Annotated in this window: 3 protein-coding genes and 4 pseudogenes; 1 reads left to right on the top strand and 6 read right to left on the bottom strand. The window is 48.7% G+C overall.

Annotated features, from left to right (window positions below):
- Positions 1-209: 209 nt before the first annotated feature.
- Together kdgR and QZ506_RS12895 are read right to left on the bottom strand one after the other, a co-directional pair.
- A complete protein-coding gene (gene kdgR, locus QZ506_RS12900; RefSeq protein ID WP_291971550.1) occupies positions 210-1,001 on the bottom strand; it encodes a DNA-binding transcriptional regulator KdgR in 792 nt (263 codons plus the stop codon).
- Positions 1,002-1,195: 194 nt separating this feature from the next.
- Positions 1,196-1,372 (bottom strand): hypothetical protein, encoded by a 177-nt coding sequence (locus QZ506_RS12895; protein ID WP_291971547.1) that lies wholly within the window; start codon positions 1,370-1,372, stop codon positions 1,196-1,198.
- Here QZ506_RS12895 and QZ506_RS12890 point away from each other — a divergent pair.
- Positions 1,292-1,607: pseudogene (locus QZ506_RS12890) on the top strand (IS1 family transposase). The gene QZ506_RS12895 and the pseudogene QZ506_RS12890 overlap by 81 nt on opposite strands.
- An 87-nt stretch (positions 1,608-1,694) precedes the next feature.
- On the opposite strand, the gene htpX reads toward QZ506_RS12890, so the two are convergent.
- From htpX to QZ506_RS12870, 4 genes and pseudogenes are all read right to left on the bottom strand, one after another.
- Positions 1,695-2,576 (bottom strand): protease HtpX, encoded by an 882-nt coding sequence (gene htpX, locus QZ506_RS12885; RefSeq protein ID WP_291971545.1) that lies wholly within the window; start codon positions 2,574-2,576, stop codon positions 1,695-1,697.
- 273 nt (positions 2,577-2,849) lie between these two features.
- Positions 2,850-4,075 (bottom strand): annotated as a pseudogene (locus tag QZ506_RS12880) (OFA family MFS transporter).
- A 176-nt stretch (positions 4,076-4,251) separates the two neighbouring features.
- Positions 4,252-4,901: pseudogene (locus tag QZ506_RS12875) on the bottom strand (LytR/AlgR family response regulator transcription factor); the annotation flags it as partial.
- Positions 4,902-4,961: 60 nt separating this feature from the next.
- Positions 4,962-5,179: pseudogene (locus QZ506_RS12870) on the bottom strand (IS5/IS1182 family transposase); the annotation flags it as partial.

Raw genomic sequence — 5,179 nt, 5'->3', positions numbered from 1 at the left:
CGCTGCTTGAGGGCCTTGTTATAAGAGGGCCAGTTGGTGATTTTAAAATTTTGTTTTGCCATGGAGACCTGATTTTGAAACAACTGTGGTGATCTGCTCCGATGATTACCCAAAAGTTCTATTTATTCAACAAAGCCCCTACAGATGTTAAAAAACCCACCGTCAGGCAGGCTTTTTGATAAGCAATCGTTTGTTCAGCGAAAGACGATTCAGAACGGATAATCGTGATAGCCCATCTGCTCGGAGATATTTTTTGCTGCGTGATGCAACATGGCAACACATTCGTGCATGCTCTCTTCTGCAAAGCGAATGGTCGGGAATGAAATACTCAATCCAGCAATCACTACGCCGAAACGGTCAAAAACGGGCACAGCAATACAGCGCAAACCTTCTTCCTGTTCTTCCTTATCTTCCCCATACCCCTGCTGGCGTACGGTATCGAGCAGAGGCAACAACTCCTCAGCGCTACCCACCGTATGCTGCGTGCTACGGTTAAACTCCACTTTTCTCAGAATTTCAACCACTTCGTCACGATCACGCCATGCCAGCAACACTTTACCAATGGCGGTACTGTGCAGCGGGTTGCGACGACCAATGCGGGAATACATGCGCAGGTTGTACATGGAATCGATCTTGTGAATATATACGATACCATCTTCATCCAACGCACCAAGGTGGATAGTTTCTTTCGTCAGCGCGGACAATTCACGCATCTGAATATCCGCACTACGAATCAAATCTACGTTTTGCAACGCCTTGGCGCCCAGTTCGAACAACTTAAGCGTTAACGAATACTTCTCGGATTCGCCTTCCTGCGCGACATATCCTAAGGACTTCATCGTCTGTAAAAATCGGTACACTGTACTTTTAGACATCATGACGCGCTGAGAGAGTTCCGTAATGCCGATCTCTCTTTCCTCACCTAATGCCTGCAAAATACCAAAAACTTTCAAAACGGACGACACGGAATCGTGCTGTTTATCTAAATCTGCAATAGCCATTTTTTGGTACCCTACTCAGTTTTTTTTGTTTTTAAAAAATAGAACGATCATTTCAGTATAAAGGGAACACGCTGATTATGGCAATGGAACAATAACGATAATCAAGGGACTTGCTTATTATTAAAGTTATTATACCCGTCACACTTCATATTATGGTGGCGTTAGCGCCGCTCGCTTACCAGAATCACTTATCCCTATAAGCTTTTCGGACCTAACTCGTTTGCTGACGATGTCGTGTATTCAATATGTTGATTGCAGCGTGAAATGTCCGGTTTTGGATGTGGAATACAGTGGCTAAAGTTGATGTAAGATGCCCGTTTTGCGAACAGACATCTCCTGTGAAAAAACACTGTTATGGCAAAAGTGGCCATCAGCGTTACCGTCGTCAGTCATGCAAACACGGACGGCTACAGGGCTTACAACGACGAACCTCCAAAAGTAAAACACATTGTTAGCAAGCTGTATACACAGCGTGTTGAGCGTGCACATCTGACACTGCGTAACCGATTGCAACGGCTCAATCGCAAGACGCTCGGATATTCAAAATCATCCGAAATGCACGATAGTATCATCGGTACTTACATCAAACGCGAGTACTACGTTTGATGCTACATCAACTCATTGAATACACGACCCAGACAGGGAGCCCGTAATGGACTCCCTGTTGTGTAATGGTTTGTTTTTTTGTAAGTTTTATTTCAGATAAGCACCGCTGCGCAGCGCTTCAATGCGCTTATCCAACGGCGGGTGCGACATAAATAACTCGCTGAAAGATTTTGATTTACCGTTGATACAAAACGCCATCATGCTGCCTTCTTCCTGCGGTTCATAGCTGGTTTTCAAACGCTGCAACGCGGCAATCATCTTTTCACGGCCCACCAATTTCGCCGATCCCGCATCCGCATGGAACTCGCGGTAGCGCGAGAACCACATGGTAATGATACTCGCCAGAATGCCAAACACCAACTCCAGCACCGTTGCCACCGCAAAATAGACCAGCGGGTTACCGTTACTGCTTTCACCATCGTCGCGATTGCCAGAAAGGAAACCGGATGCCACCTGCGCGATCAGGCGCGAGATAAAGATAACAAAGGTGTTCACTATGCCTTGAATCAGCGTCATGGTAACCATATCTCCGTTAGCCACGTGGCTAATTTCGTGGGCAATAACCGCCTCTGCTTCACCACGGCTCATGTTTTGCAGCAAACCGGTGCTCACCGCCACCAGCGACGCATCACGTCGTGCCCCCGTCGCGAAGGCGTTGATATCGGGGGCGTGATAAGTAGCGACCTGCGGCATCGCAATGCCAGCCTGCTGCGATTGTACCCGCACTGTTTCAAGCAACCAACGCTCGGTTTCATTACGCGGTTGTTCGATCACTTCACCGCCCACCGAGCGTAGCGCCATCCATTTGGACATCAGCAGTGAAACGAACGCACCACCAAAGCCAAACAGGCCAGCCATGATCATAAGCCCCTGGACACTGCTGGACCGAATTCCAGTCATGCTGAGAACCAGCCCAAATACCAACATCACCGCCAGGTTGGTGATCAGGAAAAGCGCAATACGCATCATAACAGTCTGATTTCCTCTCTAAAGGGATTAACATCACTCAGAACACGATGGTAGGGGTTATCACGCCGTTTTCAAGCATTCTTAATCTTCCTATCGCTAAAACGACATAACTTTACATTTTGCAATAACCTTGCCGGTAGCGACACGCCGCACAGCCATTTGACCTGTCATCCCGCCGGAATCATACCCGTGAACCTGCGCCATAAAAAAAGCCCCCGGTTAAAAACCCAAGGGCTCTGTATAATAAGGCATTTATGTCGTTAGTACAGCGTATTATCCGCTGGCATGCGCCACTGTCGCAGGCATCTCGGGTTGTGTGCTGACGTGCTTGGGCGGTTTGATCCACAACGCAATCAGCAGTGAAAGCGCTGACAATACTGCGATCGCAATAAAGGTAGCGTGAAAACCGCCCAGTCGTGCCGCAATGAAAGAGCCAGACAGCGCACCGATACCAAATCCCCGATAAATGACGCCATGGTTTTTGCTGTGATGTTTCAAACCAAAGAAATCGCCGACAATGGCCGGGAAGACCGTGATATTGCCACCAAAGCAGAAGGCAATGGCGCTGATACAGATAAAAAACAACACAGGTGACAGCGGCAGGAAGGCCATAACCGTCACAGCCAATGCAGTAACCAGCAGCGTCCCGCTGACAACGCGCAGACGGGCAACTTTATCTGACATTGCCCCCAACACAATACGCCCTACCTTATTGAAAATAGCGATGGCAGACACGGCGTTAGCCGCCATTTGTTTGTCCATACCCGCCATTTCGACACCGATATCCTTTACCACGCCAATCAGGTACAAGCCGCTCATGCACGCCGTAAAGAAAATCACAAACAGCAGATAGGCTTCTTTGGTCCCTAGCATTTCGCCCAAGGTAAAATCACGCGTACCGTAGGTGATTGCCGTTTTTCCATTGGCAGCATGTGTCGGCTGCTCTTTCAGCAAGGTGCTACCCAGTCCGATCATGATCATTGCCATCAGCCCCCAATAAAAAAAGGCATGAGATGCGCCGACTTCTGCGATCAGAAAGCTGTTGATATATTTGAATACCAAGCTTCCGGTACCAAATGCCCCGACAGAAACACCAGCAATCAACCCGTTACGTTCAGGGAACCATTTGATCAGGTTGGACAGCGTGGTGATATCGCGGTGCCATCGGCAAAGCCAACCACAACGCCCATCAGCAAGTACATCCCCAGCAAGGAGGTCACTCCTGAACTAGCCATTAATCCCAGGCCCAGCACGATACCGGTGCATAGCGTTAAACGCCGAATGCCAATACGCTCCTGCAATTTTCCGGCAAACAGCGTTGCAAACGCCAGGCTGAAACTGGTGATGGAAAACGTCGTTGCCACGGCACTGAGCGACCACCCGAAAATGTCGACCAGCGGTTGGTTAAACAGACTCCAGGTGTAAATAGTCCCCAGACCCATTTGTGCGATGATCGTACCCAGTACGATCTGGCCGCGACGAGTTGGTTTGGCATTCATAGGCCGACCTCTTAGTAAAACGGTTCCCTGAGGGAACATCAAAGAAGGTAAGCAAAATGGGCCATGGTACCGGCACCTTAGACCACCCGCTTACATGTCGTGGCCAGTCTACAAGCGGCGTGACGTGAAAAGATCGAATCAGGAATGAGATGCCGTCAGAACGGAATGAAATGCCGTTACAGGCGCATCAATGCACGAAAGGTTTTTACCTTACTGCGGCTCACAGGCACTTCAAATTCCAACTCGTGCAGCCGCAGAATATAGGTATTATTGAACCAGGGTACGATTTAGCGGATTTTCGTCAGATTGACGCAGTAAGAACGGTGGCAGCGAAAGAACACCTCTTCCGGTAACCGGCTACAAAACTCGGTAATGTTCATTGGCATGATAAAGGTTTCACGCCGCGTATAGACCAACGTCACTTTCTCCTGCGCAGCAGCGTAATAGATTTGATTGATGTCGGTAACGATAATGCGCTCATCTTTCATCAGATTGATGGTGTGTTGTCCAATGCGCGGGGCATTAGCGGCGCTGGCGTTTTCTGGCGTCGGAGCGGATTGCCATAACTGCCAGGCATTTTCCAGCTTTTGCAGCATGGTGACGATGCGCGCCTCTGATAGGGTTTGAGAATATAGTCAAACGCATCCACTTCAAAGGCTTAGAACGCATGTTCTTTATACGCTGTGATAAAGATAATGTACGGTTTTTGCACAAACTTGCTGATGTTTTGCGCGAGAAAGACGCCATCAAGCGATGGAATGTTGATATCAAGAAAAATGGCATCAACGTCGTTGTATTGCAGGTATTTCAGCACATCCATACCATCGCCAAGGCTTTGTTGAATAAATCAGAACTTGTAACGACTGCGCCCCATACGGGTCGATTGTTACGTGATGCGAATACTGTTCGGCATTCCTGATAGCGTGATCCGGTTAAGCGCTTTGACCATGGCCATGGCTTCACTCACCTGAGCATCGTAGTCTCTCAGACTTAGATGACCACCCAGAAGCCTTTTGAACCGGAACATGGCCGTTTCAGCCACTGAGCGCCGGTGATAGCCCACTTTCTTTTTCCAGATATCGTTACTACCGCTAATGCGCTGAT

Origin of the sequence: Candidatus Symbiopectobacterium sp., from assembly GCF_020054415.1 — a bacterium.
Lineage (GTDB): Bacteria > Pseudomonadota > Gammaproteobacteria > Enterobacterales > Enterobacteriaceae > Symbiopectobacterium.
This window is presented reverse-complemented; position numbering and strand designations above follow the sequence as displayed.